This is a genomic window from Streptomyces sp. SAJ15, from assembly GCF_007595705.1.
Lineage (GTDB): Bacteria > Actinomycetota > Actinomycetes > Streptomycetales > Streptomycetaceae > Streptomyces.
This window is the reverse complement of the sequence record NZ_NISY01000020.1, coordinates 69340-90297: the sequence shown is the minus strand read 5'-3', so window position 1 is coordinate 90297 and position 20958 is coordinate 69340. Positions and strand designations below refer to the sequence as shown.

General features: G+C 72.4%; 24 protein-coding genes and 2 pseudogenes. 10 read left to right on the top strand and 16 right to left on the bottom strand.

The genetic code is table 11. The annotated features are described in order from the left end of the window. Positions 1-53: 53 nt before the first annotated feature. On the bottom strand, positions 54-1304 hold the full coding sequence (locus CD790_RS31850; RefSeq protein WP_144386859.1) for an ATP-binding protein: 1251 nt from the start codon (positions 1302-1304) through the stop codon (positions 54-56). A gap of 67 nt (positions 1305-1371) precedes the next feature. Continuing rightward, positions 1372-2052, bottom strand: coding sequence for a response regulator transcription factor (locus tag CD790_RS31845; protein ID WP_144386858.1), 681 nt, complete (start codon positions 2050-2052; stop codon positions 1372-1374). Between the two features lie 291 nt (positions 2053-2343). Between CD790_RS31845 and CD790_RS31840 the strand changes: the two genes are divergently transcribed. Continuing rightward, entirely contained in the window at positions 2344-3873 is a 1530-nt protein-coding gene (locus CD790_RS31840) for a peptide MFS transporter (RefSeq protein WP_144386857.1), read from the top strand. A 114-nt stretch (positions 3874-3987) separates the two neighbouring features. Here CD790_RS31840 and CD790_RS31835 read toward each other — a convergent pair whose 3' ends face one another. From CD790_RS31835 to CD790_RS31810, 6 genes are all read right to left on the bottom strand, one after another. After that, complete coding sequence (locus CD790_RS31835) at positions 3988-5499, bottom strand: hypothetical protein (RefSeq protein ID WP_144386903.1); 1512 nt, start codon at positions 5497-5499, stop codon at positions 3988-3990. 5 nt (positions 5500-5504) lie between these two features. Continuing rightward, positions 5505-6560, bottom strand: a complete 1056-nt coding sequence (locus CD790_RS31830) for a neocarzinostatin apoprotein domain-containing protein (RefSeq protein WP_260868043.1) — start codon at positions 6558-6560, stop codon at positions 5505-5507. Next, positions 6557-7615, bottom strand: a complete 1059-nt coding sequence (locus CD790_RS31825; RefSeq protein ID WP_144386856.1) for a hypothetical protein — start codon at positions 7613-7615, stop codon at positions 6557-6559. Before CD790_RS31825 ends, CD790_RS31830 begins: the two co-directional genes overlap by 4 nt. 307 nt (positions 7616-7922) lie before the next feature. Then, positions 7923-8651, bottom strand: a complete 729-nt coding sequence (locus CD790_RS31820; RefSeq protein WP_144386855.1) for an LPXTG cell wall anchor domain-containing protein — start codon at positions 8649-8651, stop codon at positions 7923-7925. A 171-nt stretch (positions 8652-8822) separates the two neighbouring features. Further along, the gene (locus CD790_RS31815) at positions 8823-9320 is read right to left on the bottom strand and encodes an ATP-binding protein (protein WP_144386854.1); all 498 of its coding nucleotides are present in this window, start codon (positions 9318-9320) and stop codon (positions 8823-8825) included. 164 nt (positions 9321-9484) lie between these two features. Beyond that, the gene (locus tag CD790_RS31810) at positions 9485-9853 is read right to left on the bottom strand and encodes an STAS domain-containing protein (protein WP_144386853.1); all 369 of its coding nucleotides are present in this window, start codon (positions 9851-9853) and stop codon (positions 9485-9487) included. Positions 9854-10106: 253 nt separating this feature from the next. Here CD790_RS31810 and CD790_RS31805 point away from each other — a divergent pair, with 253 nt between their 5' ends. The 3 genes from CD790_RS31805 (at position 10107) to CD790_RS31795 (ending at position 13167) form a co-directional block, all read left to right on the top strand. Beyond that, positions 10107-11051 (top strand): RNA polymerase sigma factor SigF, encoded by a 945-nt coding sequence (locus CD790_RS31805; protein ID WP_186319348.1) that lies wholly within the window; start codon positions 10107-10109, stop codon positions 11049-11051. Positions 11052-11354: 303 nt separating this feature from the next. After that, the gene (locus CD790_RS31800; protein WP_144386851.1) at positions 11355-12368 is read left to right on the top strand and encodes a beta-ketoacyl-ACP synthase 3; all 1014 of its coding nucleotides are present in this window, start codon (positions 11355-11357) and stop codon (positions 12366-12368) included. A gap of 49 nt (positions 12369-12417) precedes the next feature. Next, entirely contained in the window at positions 12418-13167 is a 750-nt protein-coding gene (locus CD790_RS31795; RefSeq protein WP_144386850.1) for an SDR family NAD(P)-dependent oxidoreductase, read from the top strand. Between the two features lie 81 nt (positions 13168-13248). On the opposite strand, the gene CD790_RS31790 is transcribed toward CD790_RS31795, so the two are convergent. Continuing rightward, positions 13249-13494 (bottom strand): hypothetical protein, encoded by a 246-nt coding sequence (locus CD790_RS31790; protein WP_186319364.1) that lies wholly within the window; start codon positions 13492-13494, stop codon positions 13249-13251. Continuing rightward, positions 13491-13847: a hypothetical protein gene (locus CD790_RS36705; RefSeq protein WP_313956560.1), complete on the bottom strand. Its 357-nt coding sequence runs from the start codon at positions 13845-13847 to the stop codon at positions 13491-13493. Before CD790_RS36705 ends, CD790_RS31790 begins: the two co-directional genes overlap by 4 nt. Positions 13848-14151: 304 nt before the next feature. Here CD790_RS36705 and CD790_RS31780 point away from each other — a divergent pair, with 304 nt between their 5' ends. The 4 genes and pseudogenes from CD790_RS31780 to CD790_RS31765 all read left to right on the top strand — a co-directional run bounded on the left by CD790_RS31780 (position 14152) and on the right by CD790_RS31765 (position 15665). Beyond that, positions 14152-15096: a helix-turn-helix transcriptional regulator gene (locus CD790_RS31780; RefSeq protein WP_144386848.1), complete on the top strand. Its 945-nt coding sequence runs from the start codon at positions 14152-14154 to the stop codon at positions 15094-15096. After that, positions 15050-15190: pseudogene (locus CD790_RS37045) on the top strand (DUF397 domain-containing protein); the annotation flags it as partial. The gene CD790_RS31780 and the pseudogene CD790_RS37045, both read left to right, overlap by 47 nt. Beyond that, positions 15183-15407 carry a DUF397 domain-containing protein gene (locus CD790_RS31770; RefSeq protein WP_144386846.1) on the top strand — a complete coding sequence of 75 codons (225 nt, stop codon included), beginning with the start codon at positions 15183-15185 and terminating at the stop codon, positions 15405-15407. The pseudogene CD790_RS37045 and the gene CD790_RS31770, both read left to right, overlap by 8 nt. A 39-nt stretch (positions 15408-15446) precedes the next feature. Next, complete coding sequence (locus CD790_RS31765) at positions 15447-15665, top strand: DUF397 domain-containing protein (RefSeq protein WP_144386845.1); 219 nt, start codon at positions 15447-15449, stop codon at positions 15663-15665. 74 nt (positions 15666-15739) lie between these two features. Here CD790_RS31765 and CD790_RS31760 read toward each other — a convergent pair whose 3' ends face one another. Further along, entirely contained in the window at positions 15740-16258 is a 519-nt protein-coding gene (locus tag CD790_RS31760) for a GtrA family protein (RefSeq protein WP_144386844.1), read from the bottom strand. Positions 16259-16668: 410 nt separating this feature from the next. Here CD790_RS31760 and CD790_RS31755 point away from each other — a divergent pair, with 410 nt between their 5' ends. Continuing rightward, positions 16669-17241 carry an RNA polymerase sigma factor gene (locus CD790_RS31755; protein ID WP_144386843.1) on the top strand — a complete coding sequence of 191 codons (573 nt, stop codon included), beginning with the start codon at positions 16669-16671 and terminating at the stop codon, positions 17239-17241. Next, positions 17222-17533, top strand: a complete 312-nt coding sequence (locus CD790_RS31750; RefSeq protein ID WP_144386842.1) for a hypothetical protein — start codon at positions 17222-17224, stop codon at positions 17531-17533. Before CD790_RS31755 ends, CD790_RS31750 begins: the two co-directional genes overlap by 20 nt. A gap of 8 nt (positions 17534-17541) precedes the next feature. On the opposite strand, the gene CD790_RS31745 is transcribed toward CD790_RS31750, so the two are convergent. The 5 genes and pseudogenes from CD790_RS31745 to CD790_RS31730 form a co-directional block, all read right to left on the bottom strand. After that, the gene (locus tag CD790_RS31745) at positions 17542-19320 is read right to left on the bottom strand and encodes a BTAD domain-containing putative transcriptional regulator (RefSeq protein WP_186319346.1); all 1779 of its coding nucleotides are present in this window, start codon (positions 19318-19320) and stop codon (positions 17542-17544) included. Positions 19321-19596: 276 nt separating this feature from the next. Beyond that, positions 19597-19914, bottom strand: coding sequence for an antibiotic biosynthesis monooxygenase (locus tag CD790_RS31740; RefSeq protein WP_144386840.1), 318 nt, complete (start codon positions 19912-19914; stop codon positions 19597-19599). Then, positions 19911-20219 carry an antibiotic biosynthesis monooxygenase gene (locus tag CD790_RS36430; protein ID WP_260868046.1) on the bottom strand — a complete coding sequence of 103 codons (309 nt, stop codon included), beginning with the start codon at positions 20217-20219 and terminating at the stop codon, positions 19911-19913. Before CD790_RS36430 ends, CD790_RS31740 begins: the two co-directional genes overlap by 4 nt. Positions 20220-20225: 6 nt before the next feature. After that, positions 20226-20696 (bottom strand): annotated as a pseudogene (locus CD790_RS36425) (SRPBCC family protein); the annotation flags it as partial. A gap of 1 nt (position 20697) precedes the next feature. Then, the gene (locus tag CD790_RS31730; protein ID WP_144386838.1) at positions 20698-20958 is read right to left on the bottom strand and encodes an acyl carrier protein; all 261 of its coding nucleotides are present in this window, start codon (positions 20956-20958) and stop codon (positions 20698-20700) included.

Here is a 20958-nt window from a genome sequence, read left to right as displayed (position 1 = left end):
GGCCGGGCGGGGGCGTCCACCGCGAGGCGGCCGAGACCGGCCGCCGCGGTCGCCTAGTCCGCCGCCTCCTCCGTCATCTCCCGGCTCAGGAACAGCGCGAAGACCGGCGGGTGCGGCTGGAGCAGCTCCAGTCGCCCGCCGTCCGCCTCGGCGAGGTCACGCGCGACGGCGAGGCCGAGGCCGGTGGAGTTCCGGCCGCTGACGGCCCGCTCGAACACCCGTGAGCCGAGGTCCGGCGGCACCCCCGGGCCCTCGTCGGAGACCTCCACCACGGCCTGGTTGCCGGCCACCCGGGTGCGCAACGCGACCGTGCCGTCGCCGTGCATCAGCGAGTTCTCGATCAGTGTCGCCAGGACCTGGGCCACCGCTCCCGGGGTGCCGACCGCGCGCAGCCCCTGCTTGCCGGAGCGGACGATGGCGCGGCCCTCGCTGCGCGAGGCGGGGCGCCACTCCTCGATCTGCTGCTTGACGATCTCGTCGAGGTCGAAGGCGATGGCGGAGCCGGTGCGCGGGTCGCGCGAGTTCGTCAGCAGCCGCTGCACCACGTCCGTGAGCCGCTCCACCTGCGCGAGCGCGATCATCGCCTCCTCCTTGACCGTGTCCAGGTCGTCGGTGAGCGTGATCTCCTCCAGCCGCATGGACAGCGCGGTCAGCGGCGTGCGGAGCTGGTGCGAGGCGTCCGCGGCCAGCCGGCGCTCGGCGGTGAGCATCCGGGCGATCCGCTCGGCGCTGGAGTCCAGCACATCGGCCACCCGGTCCAGCTCCGGCACCCCGTAGCGGCGGTGCCGCGGCCGCGGGTCGCCCGAGCCCAGCCGCTCGGCGGTCTCGGCGAGGTCGGTCAGCGGCGCGGAGAGCCGGCGCGCCTGCCGGATGGCCAGGAAGACGGCGGCCAGCACGGCCAGCAGCGCCACCGAGAGGATGATCAGCAGGGTGCGGCCGACCTCCTTGCTCACGGTCGAGCGGGACGCCTCCACGGTCACCCGCTCCCGCTGCGCGCCGATCCGGGAGGCCCGGATGACGCTGCCGCTCGGCCGCTCCCCGACCTCGATCGGCTTGCGGCCGGGGATCTCGATCCGGGCGTACCGGCCGCTCTCGATCTGCTCCCGCAGCGCCCGCTGGCTCAGCCCCTCGCCGCCGACCAGCCGGCTGTCGACGATGCTGACCAGGCGTACGGCGTCGGAGTCGACGCTCTCCCGAGCGCTCTCCTCGATGGTGCGGGTCTCCACCAGCACCAGGGACACGCCGAAGACGGCGATGACGACGAGCACCACGGCGAGCGTGGAGTTGATCAGACGGCGACGCACGAGGGGTGGGCTCTTCTCGGGTGGGCTTCTCTCGACTCTTCCGGAACCGCCTCTGGAACCGGAAGTCTCAACTCTTCTCGAACCGGAAGCCGACGCCCCGCACGGTGGCGATGTAGCGCGGGTTGGCGGCGTCGTCGCCGAGCTTCTTGCGCAGCCACGAGATGTGCATGTCGAGCGTCTTGGTCGAGGACCACCAGGTGGTGTCCCAGACCTCGCGCATCAGCTGGTCGCGGGTGACCACCCGGCCCGCGTCCCGCACCAGCACCCGCAGCAGGTCGAACTCCTTGGCGGTGAGCTGCAGCTCCTCGTCGCCCATCCAGGCGCGGTGCGACTCCACGTCGATCCGCACGCCGTGGGTGGCCGGCGGCTGGTGCGGGTTATCGACCGCGCCGCGCCGCAGCAGGGCCCGCACCCGCGCCAGCAGCTCGGCCAGCCTGAAGGGCTTGGTGACGTAGTCGTCGGCGCCCGCGTCGAGGCCGACAACGGTGTCAACCTCGTCGGCGCGAGCCGTGAGTACCAGAACGGGGAAGGTGTGGCCCTCGGTGCGCAGCCGGCGGCAGACCTCCAGGCCGTCCATGCCCGGCAGACCCAGATCGAGGACGAGGAGATCGACACCCCCTTGCAGCCCGGCGTCGAGCGCTGTGGGTCCGTCCTCCCGCACCTCGACCTCGTATCCCTCGCGGCGCAGGGCGCGCGCGAGCGGCTCCGAGATGGACGCGTCATCCTCGGCGAGCAGTACTCGGGTCATGGGGTGATGGTAGTCCGCTGACGTGCGCTCGCGGGCTGCCCCGGGGAGGTCCCTCGGGGCCGACGGGACGGCCGGGCCGTTGCCGAACGGGGGCGGAAAAGTTGCGCCGGAGCCCCGTGATCTTTCTCTCAAGCGCCGCCGCGATGCCCGGTGTGTGGCGTATCGTGACGGGACGTCTGTAGCACCGCCCACGGCCCTTGGCTCGCGCGACGCGCCGAGGGTCTCTTTTATGCCCGGGCTGGCCCACGCTCAACCAGTTCCGAGCAGAGGGATACGACCAAAGGAATCACGATGGCGTCCAGCCTGACGAAGGACGGCGCGGGACGGGGCAATCCGCCGTCCGGCACCAAGACCTTCTTCGGCCACCCCCGCGGACTGGCCACTCTGTTCATGACCGAGATGTGGGAGCGCTTCTCCTACTACGGCATGCGCGCACTGCTCGTGCTCTATCTGCTGGCCGGCGGCCCGGACGCCAAGGAAGGCAGCCAGGGCGGCGGTCTGGCGATGCCCGAGGGCAACGCCATCGCCATCTACTCGGTCTACGTGGCCATGGTGTACCTGCTCGCCATGCCCGGCGGCTGGTTCGGCGACCGGGTCTGGGGCCCGCGCAAGACGGTCGCCATCGCGGCCTCCGTGATCATGGTGGGCCACCTGACCCTCGCCCTCCCCGGCGAGGCGTCGTTCTTCGCCGGCCTGGCGCTGGTCGCCATCGGCTCCGGTCTGCTGAAGGCCAACATCTCCACGATGGTCGGCCAGCTCTACGAGGGTCCGCAGGACCCGCGCCGTGACGGCGGCTTCACGATCTTCTACATGGGCATCAACATCGGTGCCTTCGCCGCCCCGCTGGTGATCGGCACCGTCGGCCAGAAGGTCAACTGGCACCTGGGCTTCGCGCTCGCCGCGCTCGGCATGGCGCTGGGTCTGGCCCAGTTCCTGATCGGCTCGCGCCACCTCGACCCGAAGAGCAGCCTGGTCGCCAACCCGCTGCCGGCCGAGGAGCGCGCGACGTGGCTGCGCAAGGGCCTGATCTGGCTGGGCGTCGCCGCTGTGGTCTACACCACGGTCGGCGTCACCGGCAACTGGCACCTGAACTGGGCGCTGATCCCGATCACCGTCGCGGGTCTGATCATTCCGGCCGCGGTGCTGTTCCGCATCAAGCGGGACCGCGAGCTGACCGACGTCGAGCAGAGCAAGGTCAGCGGCTACATCTGGTTCTTCGTGGCGGCGGCCATCTTCTGGATGATCTACGACCAGGGTGGCTCGACCATGGCCGCCTTCGCCGACGGCGAGACCTCCGACAACGTCTTCGGCATCCACTTCCCGTCGACGTGGTTCCAGTCGGTCAACCCGCTCTGGGTGATGGCGCTGGCCCCGGTCTTCGCCTGGATGTGGCTGGCGCTGGCCCGCCGCAACCGCGAGCCCAACACCACGGTCAAGTTCGCCATGGCCCTGCTCGCCATCGGTGCCTCGTTCTTCGTCTTCGTCATCCCCATGCTGATGGCGTCGGACGGCGACAAGGTGACCCCGCTGTGGCTGATCTCGATCTACATGATCCAGACCATGGGTGAGCTGTGCCTCTCCCCGGTCGGCCTCTCGGTGACCACGAAGATGGCGCCGCAGAAGTACTCCAGCCAGATGATGGGTGTCTGGTTCCTCGCCGTCACCGCGGGTGACTGCACCACGGGTCTGCTCGGCATCGCGCACGTCGACCTGAGCAGCACGGGCGTCGTCGCGGCGGAGGCGGCGCTGGCGGTGCTGGCCGGCTTCGCGGTGTGGATGTACCGCAGGAAGATCATCGAGCTCATGGGCGACGTCAAGTGATGTGACCCCTGGGTCGAGGGGCCCGGCGCGAGTGATCGCGCCGGGCCCCTCGCGTTTCCCTCGCCTCTGTCCGGCGCCTGTCTCCGGCGGTACGGATACGGCCGGGGGCTACGGTCAGCCTCGGCCGCGCAGCCGCCGCCAGGGCGTGAAGGTGAACACGGCGGCGCCGAGCAGGATGGTGGTGCCGGCGATCAGGCCGAGCGCCTTGAGGCCGCCGTGGTCGCCGGCGCCGGTGTCGGCGAGCCCGCCGGCGGCGCCGCTCCCGGACGCCCCACCGGCCGTGCCACCGCCGGTGCCGCCGCCCGCGGTGCCGCCGCCGGTGCCGCCGGAGCTACCGCCGCCGGAGCTGCCGCCGGTGGTGCCGCCCGGCTGGGCCGTGGTGTCCAGCTCCAGCGAGACGCCCGGCGGCTTGGCCGGGGTGCAGGTCGTGGTGGTGCCGAGCGCCTTGATCGTCAGCACGCCCGGGGTCAGCGTCGCCTTGCCGCTGGCACCGGGCTTGTACGGTCCGGTCAGATCGGGGATCGCGATCGGCTCACCGGCCTTGATCGGGTCCTTGTTCGGCGGGCCCGCCACCGCGACCGTGCCCTTGTCCGCGCCGCCGACCACGACGGCCATCGAGGGCTGCACGGCGCCGGCCGGGATGTCCACCGGGCTGTCCATGACGGACTTGGCGAAGTTCACGGTGAGGTCGAAGGCGCCGCCGTTCTTCTTGGCGTCGATGCGGACCGGGGAGATCGCCCGCTTGTCGCCGATCGGGGTCTTGCAGGCGTAGTCGACCTGGATCACCTTGCCGGTCTGCGAGCCGCCGGGATCCTGGCCGCCGCCCGTGGAGCCGCCGGAGGAGCCACCGGTCGACCCGCCGCTGGAGCCGCCGCTCGTCGAGCCGCCGGAGTCGCCGCCGCCACTCGTGGACCCGCCGGAGCCGCCGCCGGACGAGCCACCTGAGGAACCGCCGGACGAGCCACCCGAGCTACCGCCGGAGGACCCGCCCGAGGAGCCGCCGGAGGAGCCACCGGAGGAGCCGCCGGAGGAGCCACCCGAGCTACCGCCGGTGCCCCCTCCCCCGTCCGTCACCCTGATCGTGGCGGCCGGCCGCACCGCCTCCTTCGCCGAGCACCTGGTGTCCGTGGAGATCGGCTTGTTGACGTTGATGTTGTAGAAGCCCGGCGTGAGCGTCACCTCGCCCGCCGCCGTCAGCTTCAGCCTGGCCTTCATGTCGGAGAGGACCATCGCGCCGTTCTTGGGGATCGGCGGGTTCTGCCGGGTCCCCTCCACGGCCAGTTCGCCGCTCTGCGCGCCGCCCACCGTGATCTTGCCGGTCGGCAGCACGGTGTCCTTGTCCAGATCGAGGATGTCGGGGTTCTTCGAGGCGGCCGTCACCGTCTTCCACACCACCTCCACCTCGTCGCCGACCTTGGCGGTGGCCGGGGCCCGGACGTCGGCCGTCGTGGTGCCCTGGACCGGGGGCAGCCCGGAGATCGGCGGCGGGAGGCACTCGGTCTGGTACGACACCTCCGCCGCCCGTGCGGGGGCCGTGCCCAGCAGCACGCTCGCGCCGCCCACGAGCAGCGCGACGGCCGCCGCGCCCGTCCTCCGTTCCGTAAGCGCACTCCGTTCCCTGCTCACGTGACTCACGTGGTTCCCTTCGGGGTCGGTCGGTCGTCGGACGGTGCGGATGCGTGCCCGGACCCGGCGGCGCGCGGCTCGGTGACCCGAGGCTCGTCGTCCCCCGGCTCGGCGTGCGGGGCCGGTTCCGGGACGAACCAGGGCAGGGCCGCCGCGCCGCCCTCGACTGCCTCGTCGGGGGCGCGGGCGACGGCGGGCGGCCGGAGGCGATCCACGACGGCCATCCCGGCACGGAAGACGGCGACCGGGACGACGCAGCCCAGCAGGATCCAGAAGAGCGTCACGCCCCAGGGGCGGCCCACCGTCCAGGGCTGTTCAGCCAGCAGCCGCCGCCCGTGGCGCAGTGACACCAGATAGTCGCCGTGCGCCCCCGCCGAAAGCTCCACACTCAGCCTGACCTGCGCCTTCCGGCCCGCCGGGATGGTGCCGCGCCAACGCCGCTCCTCCCACTCGGGCGCGAAGACGCCGTGTGAGGTGCCCAGTTGGAACACCGGGTCGCGGGCGGCGGCGGTGCCGAGGTTGCCGACGGTGACCACGAGGGTGCGCCGGGCCGGGGCACCGAACCAGGTCAGCAACCCGCTCGACCCGTCCAGCCGCACGTCCAGCACCCGCAGCCGGGGCCGTCCGGCCTCCGGGGGCAGCGGCTTCACCGGATGTCCGGCGACCGTGAACGCCACCCGGGCACTGGCCTGTTTCCCGGTGACGGTCGCCGCGTGGACGACACAGGGGCAGGGTGCGGGCGGCTCGGCCACCGGCAACCGGCGCGAGAAGGAGCCGTCGGCGCCCACGGTGACCGCGCGGCCCTCGGCGTTGGCACAGGTGTTGGTGCCGCCGATCATGTTCTGGCCGCAGATCAGCAGCGTGAGCAGCGCACCCGGCCGCCAGCCCGTCCCCCGGACGGTCACCGCCCCGCCCACCCCCGCCTCGTCCGTCGACACCTCCACGACCGGCCCGGCGTCCGCGCGGGCCCGCTCGACGGGCACCAGCACGGTGGCCAGGAGCGCCAGCAGCACCCCGACGAGGGCCGGCACCGCGTGTCCGCGGCGTCTCCTCGTCCTCATGTCACCGCTCCCGCTCGCCGGCGGAGCCGGCGTCGGCGCCGGCGGGCGAACCGGACGGCCATGCCGGCGAGACCGCAGGCGGCGACCGCCCCCAGCGCCACGACGCCCCCGGGGACGGGGGTGTAGCGGGCGGAGGCGGTGGCGCGGGCGGCGCCGGGGGCGGTGACCGTCAGTCGGACGTCCACCGGGTCGAGCGTCGGGGCGTCCGGCCAGCTCTCGGTCAGCCGGGCCCGCTGGCCCGGACTCAGCGTCACCGGAAGGGCGCGGGCCGCGCGGTGCAGCCGTTCGCCGAACAGGCCGCGGGCGCGCAGCGCGAGCCGGGGGGTCAGCGGCGTGTTGCCGCGGTTGACGACGGCGTAGTGGATCACGGCTCCCCCGCCGTCGCGGTCCGTCACCCGTACGTCCTCGACGCTGAGCGCCGCCAGCGGCCGGCCGGCGACCCGTAGCCGTAACCGCACCTGCGTCGTGTGCCCGCCGGCGGAGGCGAGGACCGCCCCGGAGTGGTCGCCGGGCGCCGCGTCGGCCGGGACGGTCACCGTGAACGGGACCTCCGCGCGGGTGCGCGGCGGCAGCCGCACCTCGCGCGCGGCCAGCGCCGGCCAGCTCCCGGAGGCGGGGCCGGCGCCGGAGCCACGCCCCGGCCCGGTGACGCGCAGTCGGATCGTGCGGGGCCGGTCGCCGTGGTTGGTGAGGGTGAGCGCGTCCTCCAGGACGGCTCCGGGGCCGCCCTCCAGGTAGACGTACGACCGGGCGCCGCCCCGCCCCGGCACGCTCCCGCCGGACGCGGGCGCGGCGGTCCAGTCGCCCGACGCTCCCGGAGCGGGCGCCGCCGCGCCTGGCGTTGGTGCCGAGGCGCCCGGCGTCGGCGCCGAGGTGCCCAGGGCGGGCGCCGACGGGCCCCGTGCGGCCGCGGCGGCCGCCGGGGGCGCGCCCGCCACCGGACCGGCGGCCAGCAGCAGGGCGGTGAGCGGCGCCAGGGCCGCGAACCGTACGACTCCGCGCGGTCGCGGGCCACCCGCGCGAGGCGGCGGTGAGCCCTCCGCGCGAGGCGGCATCAGGCCGTCCGCCCAGGGCCTCAACGAGCCCTCCGCGCGAGGCGGCGCCAGCCCGTCCGCGCAGGGCGGCAACCAGCCGTCTACCCGAGGCCGCAGCGAGCCCTCCGTGCGAGGCGGCACCAGGCTGTCCGCCCGGTGCGGCACCAGGCCGTCCGCCCGAGGCCGCAACAAGCCCTCCGCGCGGGGCGGCACCAGGCCGTCCGCACAGGGCCCTAACGAGCCGTCCCCTGGGCGCAGCGAGCCGTCCGCAGGGGGCCGCGGGCCGGCCGGCCGGGGCCGCGGCGGGTCAGCCTTCGCGGACACGGCGTCAGCGCGCGGCCGGCCGGCGGCGCCGGGTCAGCCAGAGCGCCCCCGCCACCCCGCCGAGCAGGACCGTGCCGCCCAGCGTGCCGAGCGCCAGCATCGAGTCGGCCGGCCCGGTCTGGGGCAGCCGGTCGTCGCCCGGGGTGCGCTGGGAGCCGCCGGAGCCGGCCTGGTCGTCGGAGCCGCCCGAGCCCCCCGAACCGCCGGAGCCGCCCGTCCCCCCGGAGCCGTCCTTGGCCGTGACCTCCAGCGTCAGCGACGGCTTGGGGCGGTTTCCTGGCTCGCAGGTGGTCGTGGTGCCCAGCGCCTTGATGGTGAGGGTGGACGCGGTGAAGGTGACCTTCCCGGTCTTCTTCGGGGTGTAGGTCCCCGTCAAAGTGCTGATCTTGATAGGGGTGTTGGCGGGGATCGACCGGTCGTTGGCGGGTCCGGTGACCGTGATCGTGCCGCTCTCCGCGCCGCCCAGCCTGATGAGGGCGCTCGGGTTCATCGCGCCCTTGCCCAGCTCGACGGGGCTGGAGGAGACACCCTTCTGGAAGGACATGGTCAGCCGGTAACCGGCACCGCTGGGCGTGCTCTTGATGTCGATGGGTGAGACCGCGGCCTTGTTGCCGATCGGCGTCTTGCACTGGTAGTCGACGTCCACCGTGGCGGCGTGCGCGGTCGGGGCGGTGAGGAGCACCGCCGCGCCGGCCACCGCCGCGGCCAGCGCGCGGTGTGGGGAGTGGGACACCTCGGTTCCCCTCTCGTCAGGCCGTCAGTTTTTCTGACGGCACATCAGATGGGAGCCTGACGGTACGCCGGGGACCGTGACGAGGGAAGACCCATGGCACCCCTGCGAGGGCAAGTCCGAGAAGAGACGGGGGGAGTCCCCCGGGAAGGCCCTGAAGGGATCGCGGGGCGCCTAGGAGGGCCCGGCCAGCTCCGCCCAGACCGTCTTTCCGGCCTCGCCGGCGTTCCGGACGACACCCCAGTCCAGGCACAGCCGCTGCACGATGAACATGCCGTGCCCGCCGGGCCGGCCCGCGCGGTGCGGGGTGCGGGGCGCGGGGGTGCCTGAGCCGAGGTCCACGACCTCCAGGCGGAGCACCTTGCCGTGGTGGCTGACACGCAGCTCCTCGGGGCCGTCCGCGTGCAGGCAGGCGTTGGTGACCAGCTCCGAGACCACCAGCAGGACGTCCTCGGCGGCCGCCCGCTGATCGGCGGTGGCGGCGGGCAGCCAGCCCCAGTCGCGCAGCGCCTGACGCGTGAAGTCGCGGGCGCGGGGCACCGCGCCGCTGGCCTCGGTCAGCCGCAACCGGCGGACCTGTCCGGTGGGGGTGGCTGGTGGGGTGGCCGAAGCGGCCGCGCCGTCCGGCTCCGGGCCGAGTTCGCCCGGTGGGTACGGCCGGGTGGTGCTCATCAGCGCTTCACCTCACCGATTCACGATGCACCGATTCAGGGACAAAGGAAATTATCTGACGTCTTCAACAGATTCAGCTGTCTCCTGCCCGGCCAAAGCGTGAGAACACCCACTACTTCGGTATGGGTCATGTGACAGAGGCAACGGGTGTGGTGGCTCACAGATCATTCGGCGAGCGCCGCGTCCAGCGATTCATGGACGGTAAAGACGGCGTCCGCACCCGTGATCTCGAACACCCTCGCGACGACGGGCAGCATTCCGGCGAGATGGACGCCCCCGCCCTTCGCCTCGGCCTTCAGCCGGGCCCCAAGCAGCACGTTGAGACCGGTGGAATCGCAGAACTCAAGGCGTGAGCAGTCGACGACCAGCCGTACGCGCCCCTCCTCCACGCACTGCTCCAGCGGCTCCCGCAGCAGGTCGGCGGTGTGGTGATCGAGCTCACCCGCCGGTGTCACGACCGCGCTCGCCCCGTGGTGCCGAACCTCGACCTGGAGCCGGCCCCTACTAGTGCTGCCGACCATCCCGCGGTCCATCTGCGCACCTCTTCTGGCGTCTCGTTGCTTTCGATTGCGCGCATCGAACACTACGCCTTCCCTACGTCGTCCGGTAGCGGAACAACGCGCATGATCCGCCATATACGGACAACGCGGACTTGCCATGGCCGGGGGAATCCCGGTAGGCGTAGTGGGGACACATTCGACCCAGCCGGCTTTGGAGGCGCCGCTCACCGCAGGAAGACGCAATGGCTTCGGCTGCCGTATGCCGAGAACGCATGGAGGAGACACCATGTCACCCCACCTCGACGAGTCGTGGACCCATTCCCCCGGGGAGACCGCACCGTCGACCGCCTCACCCGAGGCTGCTGTAACCCTCATCACTCCTACACCGCCCGCTCCGGTCCCGTCCGAGGCCGCCTCGCCGGACCTCGACCTGGACCTGCCGGAGATCCCGCCCTACGACGAGGTCGGGCCGGTGGACGCGCGGGCCCTGTCCAAGACCCTCTTCGCCCGTCTGGAGACGCTGGAGGAGGGGACGCACGAATACGCGTACGTCCGCAACACGCTGGTCGAACTCAACCTGGCGCTGGTCAAGTTCGCCGCCTCCCGGTTCCGCTCCCGCAGTGAGCCCATGGAGGACATCGTCCAGGTCGGCACCATCGGCCTGATCAAGGCGATCGACCGCTTCGAGCTCAGCCGGAGTGTGGAGTTCCCCACCTTCGCCATGCCGACCATCATCGGCGAGATCAAGCGGTTCTTCCGGGACACCAGTTGGTCCGTGCGGGTGCCCAGGAGGCTCCAGGAGCTGCGGCTGGACCTGGCCAAGGCCGGCGACGAGCTGGCGCAGACCCTGGACCGCGCACCGACCGTGAGCGAGCTGGCCGAACGGCTCGGCATCGCCGAGGACGAGGTCCTCGAGGGCATGGCCGCGAGCAACGCGTACACCGCGAGCTCGCTGGACGCCCAGCCGGAGGAGGACGAGACCGAGGGCGCGCTGGCCGACCGCATCGGCTACGAGGACCACGGCCTGGAGGGCATCGAGTACGTCGAGTCCCTCAAGCCGCTCATCGCCGATCTGGCGCCGCGCGACCGGACGATCCTCTCGCTGCGGTTCGTGGCCAACATGACCCAGTCCGAGATCGGTGAGGAGTTGGGCATCTCCCAGATGCACGTCTCCCGGCTCCTGTCCCGCACCCTGGTGCGGCTCCGCAAGGGGCTGTTGGTCGAGGAGTAGCGGAGTAGCGGCACACGCAGACGTCGAAGGCCCGTCCCGGCACCCCGGGGCGGGCCTTACGTCTGCCCCCTGACGAGGGCTCATCCTGCGTGCGCGGCCGTGCGCTTGGGCGATGCCGCACGCCGGCGCTCGCCATCTCCGCGCCTGGGTACCGGACTTCGGGTGCCCGGCGCGCTGGGGTGGCGGTGGGGCCCGACTGGTCCGGGAGTGGTCCGGGAGTGGTCCGGCGCGCCATCGGCCCACGATCCGGTGTTGCCAGCATCGGCGCACGACAGCACCGGCGCACACCGAGGGAGCAGCCCTATGTCCCAGCTGACGCGACCGGCGGGCCCGCGCGGCAGCCGTATCCGCGGCGTGGGGGCCTACCGCCCGGCCCGTACGGTCGGCAACGCGCCGATCGCGGAGCGGATCGGCGTCTCGGAGGAGTGGATCGCCAGCCGCTCCGGCATCCTCGCCCGGCGCTTCGCCGGGCCGGACGAGCCGCTCCCCGTGATGGCGACGGCCGCCGCCGAGAAGGCGCTGGCCGCCGCCGGGATCGAGGCCGACCGGGTGGACGCGGTGATGGTGGCGACGATCAGTCATCTGACCCAGATGCCGGCGCTCGCGGTCGACGTGGCGCACCGACTCGGCGCCCTACGGGCGGCCGCCTTCGACGTCTCGGCGGCCTGTGCCGGCTTCTGCCACGCGCTGGCGCTCGCCGACACCACCGTCCGCGCGGGCGACGCGGAACACGTGCTGGTGATCGGCGCGGACCGGATGACCGACGTCGTCGACCAGGACGACCCGGCCACCGCGTTCCTCTTCGCGGACGGCGCCGGGGCGGTCGTGGTCAGCGCGACGGAGGACGGCACGACGGGGATCGGTCCGGCGGTGTGGGGCGCGGACGGCAGCCGGCAGGAGGCCATCACCATGACCGGCCACTGGGTGCCGGAGCTGCGCCGCGAGGACGCAGCGCTGCCCTGGCCGTACCTGGCCATGACCGGCTGGAAGGTGTTCCGCTGGGCCACCGAGACCCTCGGCGACGTGGGCCGCGCGGCGGTCTCCCGCGCCGGGCTCACCGTGGCGGAGCTGGCGGCCTTCATCCCGCACCAGGCCAACCTGCTGATCACCGAGGCCCTCGCCAAGGACCTCGACCTGCCCAACTCCACCGCGATCGCCCGCGACATCGCGGACAGCGGCAACACCTCCGCCGCCTCCATCCCGCTGGCCATGGAGCGGCTGCTGGCCACCGGCGCCGCCCGCTCCGGCGACCCGGCACTGCTCATCGGCTTCGGCTCGGGGCTGGTCTACGCGGCCCAGGTGGTGGAGCTGCCCTGACCGACCCGCGGCCCTACGCCCGTACGAACCCACCCGAGACGGGGGAAGCATGGAGCTCGACCTCATCGGCAAGCACGTCCTGATCAGCGGGGGCAGTCGCGGCATCGGCCGCGCCCTGGCACTGGCCTTCGCCCACGCGGGGGCGCGGGTGCTCGCCTGCCACCGCGACCCGAGCCCGCAGGCGGACCGGCTGGCCGCCGAGCTGAAGGAGGCCCCCGGAGAGCATCTGCTGGTCCAGGCCGACGTCACCGACCCGACCCAGGTGGACCGGCTGCTCGGCCAGGCACGCGAGCGCTTCGGCGGGCTGGACGTGGTGGTGCACAACGCGGGAGTGATCAGCCATGTGCCGTTCGCCGAGTTGGAGCCCGAGGAGTGGCACCGGATCCTCGACACCAGCCTCACCGCCGCCTATCTGCTGGTCCGCGGGGCGCTGCCGCTGCTCGGCCCCGGTGCCTCGGTGATCGCCGTCGGCTCGCGGGCCGCCCGCGCGGGGATCCCGTTGCGCGCCCACTACACCGCCGCCAAGGCGGGCCTGGAGGGGCTGACCCGCTCGCTGGCCAAGGAGCTGGGCCCGCGCGGCATCCGGGTCAACGTGATCGCCCCCGGCGTGATCGACAGCGACGACACCAAGGCGCTGCCGGCCGAACGGCGCGCCGAACTCACCGCCCGCTACAGCGCCATGACCGCCCTGGGCCGCCTCGGCCGCCCGGACGAGATCGCCGGCGCGGCGCTCTTCCTCGCCAGCGGCCTGTCGAGCTACCTCACCGGCCAGACGATCTGCGTGGACGGGGGGATCTGAGCCCGCGACGCGGCCCGCGGGTGCCGCCCGCCCCGTGGTGCGCGGGGCGGGCGGCGGTCTGTGTCGCCCTACGGCGGCCCGTCACGGCCAGCGGACGACGGGCCCCTCCCGTCGGTACTCCAACCGGCACTCCGGCACGTTGCCTTCGTCGGGCGGCCGCTGCCCGGCCAGGGCGTAGCAGAGCGCCGCGTGGAGCTGCTCCGTCTCGGCGACCGTGAGCGTGAGCACGACCGGCTTCCCGACGTGGCTGACCTGGAACGACAACGTGAACTCGGCCTCTTCGGTGCCCAGACGCCCGATGCGCCAGCGTGATGACGGCATGCTCACAGCCACACCCCCGGCTCGAACCGGTACGGCCGCGTGATGATCTCCCGATAGGCGAGGTGCCCCGGGTTCCCCTTGAGGTGTGCCACGGCCCACTCGGTGCCCGCCTCGCCACTGTCGTACGGCTCTCCCAACTCCCCGCAGGCCGCGCACTGCATCCTGAACGAGTGCGGTTCGGCCTGCGGCCGGCGGTCCGGGCCGATGGTGTACTCCCGGAACCTGTACGTCGCGCGGCGGGCTCCACCCCGGGGCCCGAGGTGGCTACGGACCCGCTCGGCCAGATCGTCCCCACGCCGGGAGAGCTCTTCGAGGCTGGGCCGGTCCTGCCCGTGCGCGGGGCGTGTCTCCTCGCTCATCGGGCCGCCACCCCCACCCGGTACGCGTGGCGGGGTCCGCTGGCGCGGTGCCGCCCGGAGGCGGGAAGTAGCAATCCCAACAACGCCTTGAAGATCGTTCGGATAGGGTCCATGACGTCGTCAACCTCCTGCGGTTGATGGCCACGCCCCCGGACGTTCGCCGCGTCGCGGGGGTCCTCGCGTCTCATGCCACACCTTCTGGTGCGGTCATGACTGTGTGTAGTGCAAGCGTCGCTGTGCGGGCGTACGCTGACCAGCGTTCCGGCCATTCCCAACCTCGCCGGAATGCTGGGGAGTTGAACGCATGAACGAGGAACCCGAAGACGCCGCCTCCTGGTTCGGCCGGGAGATCAAACTCGCCCGGGAATCCCGCGGGTGGTCACAGCAGCGACTCGCGAGCGAGCTGTACTGCCTGCAGCCCTACGTCAGCAAGGTCGAGACGGGGCACCAACTGGCCTCTCCGCAGTTCGCGGAGCAGTGCGACAAGGTGTTCGGCACGACGGGCATCTACGCGCGGCTGCGGGAGCGCGCGGCCGACAGCAGGAACCCGATCTGGTTCATCCCGTACCTGAAGCTGGAGCGCGAGGCGCGGACTATCTGCAACTACTCCAGCGCATTCGTCACGGGCTTGCTCCAGACGCCAGAGTACGCAGAGGCCGTCTTTCGGTCCGCGCGCCCCGAGGAGACGGCCACCGAGATCCAGGAGCGTGTGGGCGAACGCTTGCGACGTCGGGAGATCTTCGAAAGGTCGAAGCCTCCATCACTGTGGGTGATCCTTCACGAGGCGGTGCTGTGGTACCGAATGGGCGGCGCCGACGTGACTGGAGGACAGCTCCGGCATCTGCTGGCGGCGACGGAGTCACCGCACATCAACATCCAGGTCTTCCCCTTCAGTGCTGGCGCGCCATCGCGGGCAGGTTCGTTTAATGTGCTGACGCGGCAGGACGGAACCGAGGTCCTGTACCAGGAGACCTATCAACGGGGGCAGGTACACGAGACTCCGGAAGTGGTGGCCGAAGCGCGCGCGGCCTATGAGCGGCTCCGCGCCGACGCTCTGTCACGGGACGAGTCCCTAGCTCTCATCCGTTACGTTTTGGAGGCGCACGACCATGACCACCACCCGCGACTTCTCCGGCGCGATATGGGTGAAGTCCAGCTACAGCGAGGGGAACGGCGGAGAGTGCGTCGAATGGGCCCCCGAGTTCGCGGCTACCGGCGCCGTCCCCGTCCGGGACAGCAAGAACCCTGACGGCCCCGCCCTCGTCATCGCCGCCCCCGCCTGGAAGGCGTTCGTCACCGCCCTCGCGGAAGGCGAGCGCTTCGGACCCTGCCATCATGCCTAAGCGCATCGTTCCGGACGCCGCCACGCTCGTCGGCTGGCGCAAGTCGTCCTACAGCAGCTCCGAGCCGGACAACTGCGTTGAGGTGTTGGACAGTTACCCGACTGGGGTCCCTATTCGTGACAGCAAGAACCCCGACGGCCCAGCCCTAGTCTTCGCCACACCGACATGGAAAGCGTTCATCGCCGCCATCGCGGAAGGTGAGCCTCTCAGCGCCTGAGACGCCCGGCAACATTCGCCACGCATTGGAGGCACACCCATGGCCAACACGCCAGACCTCTCCAGGACGAAATGGGTGAAGTCCAGCTACAGCGCGGGCAACGGCGGACAGTGCGTCGAATGGGCCCCCGAGTTCGCGGCTACCGGCGCCGTCCCCGTCCGGGACAGCAAGAACCCTGACGGCCCCGCCCTCGTCATCGCCGCCCCCGCCTGGAAGGCGTTCGTCACCGCCCTCGCGGAAGGCGCGCCCCTCGCCTGAGGTCGACGGCGGCCGGAACCACTCGGAGCCCACCCCGCATGGCGCCGGGTGGGCTCCGCGCTCGTTCGGAACAGTCAGGCGGCGCGGCACAGCGCCGCGGGGTCGGCCGACGTACGGGCCACGGCGGCGTACACGGGAGCGGCGGTGCGGACGGAGGCGGCGGCCTGCGTGCGGTTCCGCGCGAAGACGACGAGGCGCAGCACCGCGAACCGCGCGACGCCGGCGAGCGCGGAGGCGGTCAGGTAGACGACCTGTTCGAGCATCGCACCGGGCGCCGCCACCAGTTGGTGCAGGACGAGCATCGCCACGCAGGTCACCGCGTACCCGGCCGCAGCGGACCCGGCCGACTGCGCGTGCTGGCGCCAGGTCGCGCGGCCGCCCGCGCCGAAGGTGAAGCGGGCGTGCAGCTCGGTGGCGAGGAGCGTGGAGACCACCGTGACGAGGGCGTTGGCCAGCGCCCAGGGAATCCAGGAGGCGAGGGCCGTCACGGCGAAGCTGGAGGCGATCCCCACCCCGCCGCCGCAGAGCGCGAAGCGGGCGAAGGCCGTGAAGGCGCCGGGCGTCGCCGGCTCGTGACTCTGTGCTGTCTCCATGATGTGCCCCCCGATGGCTTGCTCCCCGAAACGCGCACCCCTCGGTCAGAGGGGTGCGCGCCACCCGTGGCACCATCATGGCACATCGATGGCGCCACCGCGATCCATTTATGGCGCCACCCACGTCGCCAGTGGCGCCACGGCACGGGCCGAGCCGTGAAGGCGCAGGTCAGCGGCTCAACGGCCGCTTCGGCGGGGCCGATCCCCGACCTCCGTCGGCAGGTCAGCACCATGAGGTGGCGCGATCTGGGCGCGGGCTGAATCCTTTCGCGGGGCCCGTGCCTCTTATCGCCGTACCGACGAACGTCGGACGGATCTGGAGGTTGTCGTGATCATCGGTATCGGTATCGCCGTCGGCGTGGTGCTGCTCTGCACCTGCGTGTTCGCCCTCAAGCGCAAGCGCGGTGGGCGTGGCTGACTCGGCCTGGCCCAGCGAACCGCTGATCGTCGCCGCGCAGCGCGGTGACGTCGACTCGATCGCCGCGTTGGTGTCGGGCTCACACCCGAACGTTCAGCGCTTCGCCCGCTCCCTCTGCGCGACCCGGGAGGACGCCGAGGACGCGGCGCAGGAAGCCCTGATCATCCTGTACCGCAAGATCGGGATGCTGCGGGCCTCCGGCGCACTGGCGTCGTGGATGTTCCGCATCGTCCGCAACGAGTGTCTACGGCGCGCACGGACGATGGTGCGACACGACTCCCCGGTGCCGGACACCGCCGTGGACTCGGCCGAGGACGAGGCGCTGCGACGCCTGGACGCGGGCAGGGTGGCGGCGGCGGTCGCGGCCCTGCCGCCCGACCAGCGGCGGGTGCTGATCATGCGAGACATCCAGGGCCACAGCGGACGGACGGTCGCCGACGCGCTGGGCCTCAGTACGGCGGCGATGAAGTCGCGTCTCCACCGAGCCCGCGCGGCGGTTCGACACACGCTGCATGCCACACCCGACTCAGCTCCTGGAGGGAACGATGACCGGAACGAAGGCTGACGGCCCCGACTTCGCGAGCGCCTCCCTGCCCCGGCACCTGGTGCGCGGCGCGGTGGGGTTCGGCGCGCTGGTCGGCTCGGTCGCGCTCATCCCGGCCGTCGGGCCGGTCAGCCTGGTACTCCTGCCGGTCGGCATGCTCGCGCTGCGGGGGTGCCCGATGTGCTGGATGGTCGGGCTGGCGCAGACCGTTTCCAGGGGCCGCCTGGAGCGCTCCTGCGAGGACGGCCAGTGCCGACTGACCGTCGCGGGCCAGGGGAAGGAGCACGGCGAACCGGTCGCCTCCACGCCCTGAGAACAGCCCTAGTCCCCCACCAACCGCTCGCGGATATAGGCCCGGACCAGCTCCGGCACCGAGTAGCGGATCGTCCAGCCGTCCCCGCCGCGGACCTGGAGGAGGTGCTGCTCCACCAGCGGGGCGAGCACACCCTCGACGCCCGCGCCGTCGTGGCCGAGGAGTCGGGCCGCGTCGTCGGAGGTGAACTCCTCGGGGCCGACGGCGCCGAGCAGCAGGATGGCGATGCGCTCGCGCTCGCGGAGGCGGCCGAAGCCGGCCGCGTAGGCGGGGCGGAGGTCCATACCGGGGAGGCTGACCTCGTCCAGGCGGCGGCGGGCGTCGGCGAGGCGGTGGGCGAGCTTGAGGAGGGGCCAACTGGGCAGGGCGGCGAGGCGGATGCCGACCGCGCGGAGCACCAGGGGGAGGCCGCCGCAGAGTCTGACGATCTCCTCGACGGCCGTGGGCTCCCGCTCGGTGCGCCGGGTGCCGATGATCCTGCCGAGCAGCTCGGCGCCCTCGTGCGGCGGCAGCGGGCCCAGCAGCACCCGCTCGGCGCCGGGCAGCCCGTGGCCGGCGCCGGTGACCAGGGCGGCGCAGCGGCCGCCGCCCGGCAGCAGCGGGCGCACCTGGGCGGCGTCCGCGGCGTCGTCGAGGACGAGGAGCAGCGAGCGGTCCGCGCACCAGGTGCGGAACGCCTTGCCCCACTCGTCCGGGTCGTCCGAAGGGCGGGGGTGGCGGGTCGAGCCGACCGCGCTCAGGAAGCTCGCCAGGATCTCCCGCGGGCGCGGCGGGTCGGCGCTGCGGCCGCGCAGGTCGGCGTAGAGCTGGCCGTCCGGGAAGGCGTGCCGCAGCCGGTGGGCGAGGTGCACGGCCAGGGTGGTCTTGCCGACGCCCGGCGGGCCGCTGAGCCACAGCACCGGCAGCGGACAGGAGTCCTCGCGGCTCCGCGCGAAGCGCCGTTCCCACTGGCGCAGCAGCTCCGCGCGGCCGGTGAAGTCGCCGATGTCGGGCGGCAGCTGGGCGGGGCTGGGGGTCGCCTCGTAGCCCTCGGAGGCGGACTCCTCGTGGGACGGTTCCGCACCGGGGGCGTCGGGGCGCGGGTCGCCGCCCTCCGCCGGGGCGGGCCCGTCGGACCCGACGACCGCCGTGGACGGCTCCCCCGCGTCGTCCTCGCGCAGCGTCTGCGCGCCGGACAGCACCGCGTTCTGGAGCCGCCCCAGGTGCGGCGAGGGCTCCAGGCCCAGCTCCTCCACGAGGCCGCGGCGGAAGGTCTGGTAGAGCTCCAGCGCCTCGTACCGCCGCCCGGAGCGGTACAGCGCGATCATCAGCTTGGCGTGCAGGCCCTCGTTGAACGGGTGTGCCGCGCAGAGCGTCTTGAGCTCGCTGATCAGCTCGTGGTGGCGGCCGAGCGTGAAGTCGGCCTGGATGCGCAGCTCCAGGGTGCGCAGCCGGCTCTCCTGGAGTCGGGCGACCTGGGCGCTCAACAGGGCGCCGGACTCCACCCCGGCCAGCGGGCCGCCGCGCCACAGGGCCAGCGCCTCGCCGAGGGAGCGGCTGGCGCGGCGGGCGTCCCCGGCGTCCAGCTCGCTCCTGCCGCGGGCGGCGAGCTCCTCGAAGCAGCGCAGGTCGAGATCGGCGTCGGGGACGGTCAGCAGATAGCCGTTGGGCTTGGTGTGCAGGGCGGCGCGCCCCTCTTCGCCGAGCACCTGTTTACGGACTTTGTAGATGTAGGACTGGAGGGTCGCCAGCGCGGTCACCGGCGGACGTGATCCCCAGAGTTCGTCCACGAATTCATGGGTTTGCACGACTCGATTCTCAAACACCAGCGCCAACGCCAGAATCTGGCGTAACTTCGGTGCCCCCGGGGTCAATTCACGATTGCTTTCGTCAACTACTTCCAGCGGACCGAGGACTCGGAACCGCAGGTTGGGCCGCTCAGACATGATCGATTCCCCCGTCGATATGCGACAGCACAGACCCGCGCCGCCCATCGTACCGGCCGAAATTCCGTCGGCCTTTGGACGATTGAGAAGCGACGCGGGTTCTGGGGCCGAGCATCGAAGCGGAGGCCGAAGTGCGGATTACGCGGAATAGGACGCGACCACTTCGTAGACGGCGAAGGGGCGCGGGTCGGGGTCGACGAACTCGCGCACCGGCGCGGTCTGCCCCCGGTGGTCCTTGGCGGCCTCCCAGGTCTGGAAGGCGGCCAGGTCCTCCCACTCGCTCAGCACCGCGTACCGCCGCGGGTCGTGGGCGTTGCGCAGCAGCTCGTTGCCGAGCAGCCCGGACGTGCCCTTCAGCGCGGCGCTCGACGCGTGATAGCCGCTGATCAGGGCGTCGGCGGAGCCCTCAGGCACCCGGTAGTAGATGACGACGCGGGTGCTGCCGGTGCCCCTCATGACGACTCCTCCGTTACGGGCTTGGGCAACGCGGCGGCGACGTCCATGACGGTCATCGAGCCGCCGGTGCGGAACGGGTGGAGCTTTCGGCGGTGCTCGACGTGCGCCGCGCTCCGTTCGAAGGCGCGGAAGCGCTCCTCGTTGGTCCAATCGCTGATGATGAAGTAGACGCCCGGCTCGTCGCGGCTGCGCATCAGCCACTGTCCGAGGTTGTCCGGATGTTCGGTGACGGCCGCGCCGATCTCGCTCCAGACCTGTTCGAAGTCGACCTCCAGGCCGGCCACGATCTCCGCGCGGAGCAGCACCCGGAAGACGGCGCCGGCCGCGTCCCGCACGGCGGACGCCTCCTCCACCAGGTGCTTGATCCGGGCCATCTCCTTGAGCGTCTGCCGGTCGAGGTGCTCCTGGGCCGCGGCGTCGTCGACGGGCGCGGTGGGCTTCATGGCGAAGTCCTGGATCCAGCGCATCCGCACCCCCTCGCCGTCCGGCTCGTACTCCCACCGGATGTCCATGTGGGTGAACGGGCCGGTCTCCACCCGGCGGGCGGTGACCGTGCGGGTCCGGGGGTCGGCGGTCCGCTCGGAGACCCAGCTCCACTCCTTGCCGTCCTCGTCCGGGTGCATGGTCAGCCGGAACCGGACGGTGTTCCCCTCCCGGTGCACCACCTCGACCTTCCGGTACTCCGAGAACAGCTCGGTCCAGGAGGTCACGTCGTTGGTCATGCCCCACACCAGGTCCATCGGGGCCTGGATGACGACGGCGTTGTCGATGTGGCCGGCCACCTCAGCCCACCTCGACGTGCTCGTTGACGTAGTCGAGCACCGCGCGGGGCGTCTTCATGGCGTCGACGGCGTCGTCCGGGATGCGCATCCGGTACTCGTCCTGGATCTGGGTGACGATCTCCAGCACGGCGAGCGAGTCGATCTCCAGGTCGGCGAAGGGCGTGTCCAGGATCTCGCCGTCCAGGTCGAGGGCGTCGGCGGCGCTGCCGAGGGTTGCGCGCATGATCTGACGCAGCCGGTCGAGGGTGAGCGGGGTACTCAT

Bases quoted from the DNA above. Each gene is read 5' to 3' on its own strand.
- CD790_RS31845 (WP_144386858.1), bottom strand. From the start codon at position 2,052: ATGACCCGAGTACTGCTCGCCGAGGATGACGCGTCCATCTCGGAGCCG.
- CD790_RS31840 (WP_144386857.1), top strand. From the start codon at position 2,344: ATGGCGTCCAGCCTGACGAAGGACGGCGCGGGACGGGGCAATCCGCCG.
- CD790_RS31830 (WP_260868043.1), bottom strand. From the start codon at position 6,560: ATGAGGACGAGGAGACGCCGCGGACACGCGGTGCCGGCCCTCGTCGGG.
- CD790_RS31825 (WP_144386856.1), bottom strand. From the start codon at position 7,615: ATGCCGCCTCGCGCGGAGGGCTCACCGCCGCCTCGCGCGGGTGGCCCG.
- CD790_RS31815 (WP_144386854.1), bottom strand. From the start codon at position 9,320: ATGAGCACCACCCGGCCGTACCCACCGGGCGAACTCGGCCCGGAGCCG.
- CD790_RS31810 (WP_144386853.1), bottom strand. From the start codon at position 9,853: ATGGACCGCGGGATGGTCGGCAGCACTAGTAGGGGCCGGCTCCAGGTC.
- CD790_RS31805 (WP_186319348.1), top strand. From the start codon at position 10,107: ATGTCACCCCACCTCGACGAGTCGTGGACCCATTCCCCCGGGGAGACC.
- CD790_RS31800 (WP_144386851.1), top strand. From the start codon at position 11,355: ATGTCCCAGCTGACGCGACCGGCGGGCCCGCGCGGCAGCCGTATCCGC.
- CD790_RS31795 (WP_144386850.1), top strand. From the start codon at position 12,418: ATGGAGCTCGACCTCATCGGCAAGCACGTCCTGATCAGCGGGGGCAGT.
- CD790_RS36705 (WP_313956560.1), bottom strand. From the start codon at position 13,847: ATGAGCGAGGAGACACGCCCCGCGCACGGGCAGGACCGGCCCAGCCTC.
- CD790_RS31780 (WP_144386848.1), top strand. From the start codon at position 14,152: ATGAACGAGGAACCCGAAGACGCCGCCTCCTGGTTCGGCCGGGAGATC.
- CD790_RS31770 (WP_144386846.1), top strand. From the start codon at position 15,183: ATGCCTAAGCGCATCGTTCCGGACGCCGCCACGCTCGTCGGCTGGCGC.
- CD790_RS31765 (WP_144386845.1), top strand. From the start codon at position 15,447: ATGGCCAACACGCCAGACCTCTCCAGGACGAAATGGGTGAAGTCCAGC.
- CD790_RS31760 (WP_144386844.1), bottom strand. From the start codon at position 16,258: ATGGAGACAGCACAGAGTCACGAGCCGGCGACGCCCGGCGCCTTCACG.
- CD790_RS31750 (WP_144386842.1), top strand. From the start codon at position 17,222: ATGACCGGAACGAAGGCTGACGGCCCCGACTTCGCGAGCGCCTCCCTG.
- CD790_RS31740 (WP_144386840.1), bottom strand. From the start codon at position 19,914: ATGAGGGGCACCGGCAGCACCCGCGTCGTCATCTACTACCGGGTGCCT.
- CD790_RS31730 (WP_144386838.1), bottom strand. From the start codon at position 20,958: ATGAGTACCCCGCTCACCCTCGACCGGCTGCGTCAGATCATGCGCGCA.